Genomic DNA, 2,338 nt, shown 5'->3' on the forward strand with positions numbered 1-2,338 from the left:
ACCTTTGTCATTTTATTATTCGCATTCCGCTCTATACTCATTCCAATTAAAGCTATTATTATGAACGTACTTAGTTTAAGTGCAACAATTGGAATTGTAATTTGGTTATTTGAAGGTGGTCATTTCGGATTAGAAGAGAGTTCAGTTTTATTTGTATTACCAATCTTTATTTTCGGCCTCGTATTTGGGCTTAGCATGGATTATGAAGTATTTCTTATTTCACGTATTCATGAGCTCTATGAAGAAACAGGGGATAACGATCAAGCAACGTTAGAAGGGCTTGTTTCGACAAGTAGGATTATTACGTCCGCCGCTTTAATTATGATTGTTGTTACCGGTGCGTTCGCCTTTACTGATATTTTACCAGTAAAGCAGATGGGGCTTGGGGTTGCATTAGCAATATTTCTTGATGCAACAATTATCCGTCTTATGCTCGTACCAAGTTTAATGAAATTGTTTGGGGATTGGAACTGGTGGCTACCATTTCGAAAGAAAAGAGAAAAATCATCATAAAAAAACTCATCTATAAGATGAGTTTTTTTTATGAATAGCAGGGCCCATATTTTGCGCATAGTATGTGATAAGAACATTACATACAAGTAGGTGAAGGCAATGTTTCGTTATTTTAAGTTTAAGCTAAATGATACAGTACAGTTTGCTGAAAACGATGGGCATATGTATCGCATTGTCGGTTATCGGTTGGAAAAAGGGTTTTACCCAAAAGATGAATGGACTCATATTATTTATGAACTGCTTAGAGACTTTGACGGGTATACGATGGATGCGGAAGAAGAGGAACTTGTAAAAGTAATTCAAGTAGAGGATGAGTATTACAAAATACAAGAAGTATCGGGGTATCGCTATCCAGTAAAAATGAAGCAAAAGCAACAAGTTATGAAAGGAGAGAAAATAGACGACTTATTAGATACGTACAACGACTATAAACGATTGGCGGATTTCTTTAAAGATTTATTGTATGAACAAAAAGCTGAAGAAGTGTTGCAGGAAATGAAAAGGCTTAGAGCGTGAGGGGACAGTCGATTATAAGGCTGTCCTCTATTTTTGACGGTGCATCAAATTATGTTTTCCGTTACAATGAGAGAATCAATAGAAATAAGGTGATTATAGTATGGAAACAAAGAAAAAGGGCGAATGGTGCGAAATTACGGTTCCAGCGACGTGGAATGGTATAAGTATTGAGTCGTTGTTAAAAGTAGAATGGGAAGTACCAAAAAAGTTATTACATCAGCTTCGTATGGAAAAAGGTGTTACGGTTAACGGAGAACAAAGGAGATGGAATGAACTTTTAAAAGAAGGAGATAAGTTACAAGTTCATATGTTTATGGAGGAGGAGTACGGCGTAGAGCCGGAATATGGTGAATTAAATGTAGTGTTTGAAGACGATCACGTACTCATTGTAAATAAGCAGGGGCAAATGGATACACATCCTTCTGAAAAAAATGGGACGGGAACACTTGCCAATCTTGTTGCTTTTCATTTTCAAATGCAAGGTTTAGAGACGAAGGTTCGGCATATCCATAGATTAGATAAAGATACGACAGGTGGTGTTGTATTCGCAAAACATAGAATTGCGGGTGCAATTATGGATCGTTTATTAATGGAACGGAAAATCAAAAGAACGTATATGGCACTTGTTGAAGGAAAAGTAAAAAAGAAGCAGGGGACAATTGATGCAGCTATCGGAAGAGATCGACATCATGCTACAAGGCGTCGTGTTTCTCCAAAGGGAGACCAAGCTATAACGTATTATAAAGTAGAGAAATATTTTAAAAAACAAAATGCGACGCTCGTAACGTTACAGTTAGAAACTGGTAGAACGCATCAAATTCGCGTTCATATGAGCTATAATGGAAATCCATTAGTTGGGGATGTATTATATGGTGGGCAAACAACATATATGTCCGGGCAAGCGTTACATGCGATGAAGATTAATTTTTTGCATCCGATTACGAAAGAAGAGATCGTTGTTGACGTACCTTTCCCTACAAATTTAAACGATACAATGAAAAAATTTGAAAGAGAAAATAGGTAAAGTGTAAGTTTAAAGTTGAAAAAGGTAGATTTTTGCAGGAATTTCTCTGAAAGAGGCGAAGCCGTTAAGAGAAAAGAGAGGTGAGAATTACTTGATCAAATATAAATATATGCTAGGGATATTTTTCGCTTGTCTTTTACTTACTTTATGTATTTATCCATATTTACCAACTCGTATGGCAGTGCATTGGAACGAGAATGGTGGAGCGAACGAGTTTATGAGTAAACAAGTTGTCGTATTATTTATCCCTGTCCTTATTATTATTTTACATGGATTAGTATATGT

The 2,338-nt window shown here is 36.2% G+C and carries 4 protein-coding genes; all 4 read left to right on the forward strand.

Annotated elements, in window-relative coordinates:
* On the forward strand, positions 1–513 hold a 513-nt coding region (locus AB3X49_RS21570), incomplete at its 5' end, for an MMPL family transporter (RefSeq protein ID WP_367964641.1).
* 99 nt (positions 514–612) lie between these two features.
* A complete protein-coding gene (locus tag AB3X49_RS21575) occupies positions 613–1,029 on the forward strand; it encodes a YodN-related protein (protein ID WP_002126125.1) in 417 nt (138 codons plus the stop codon).
* Positions 1,030–1,129: 100 nt separating this feature from the next.
* Entirely contained in the window at positions 1,130–2,053 is a 924-nt protein-coding gene (locus AB3X49_RS21580) for an RluA family pseudouridine synthase (RefSeq protein ID WP_002126127.1), read from the forward strand.
* Between the two features lie 91 nt (positions 2,054–2,144).
* On the forward strand, positions 2,145–2,338 hold a 194-nt coding region (locus tag AB3X49_RS21585), incomplete at its 3' end, for a DUF1648 domain-containing protein (protein WP_367964644.1).

It is taken from the genome of Bacillus sp. C30 (assembly GCF_040838255.1).
GTDB classification, from domain to species: domain Bacteria; phylum Bacillota; class Bacilli; order Bacillales; family Bacillaceae_G; genus Bacillus_A; species Bacillus_A mycoides.

Bases quoted from the DNA above. Each gene is read 5' to 3' on its own strand.
- AB3X49_RS21575 (WP_002126125.1), top strand. From the start codon at position 613: ATGTTTCGTTATTTTAAGTTTAAGCTAAATGATACAGTACAGTTTGCT.
- AB3X49_RS21580 (WP_002126127.1), top strand. From the start codon at position 1,130: ATGGAAACAAAGAAAAAGGGCGAATGGTGCGAAATTACGGTTCCAGCG.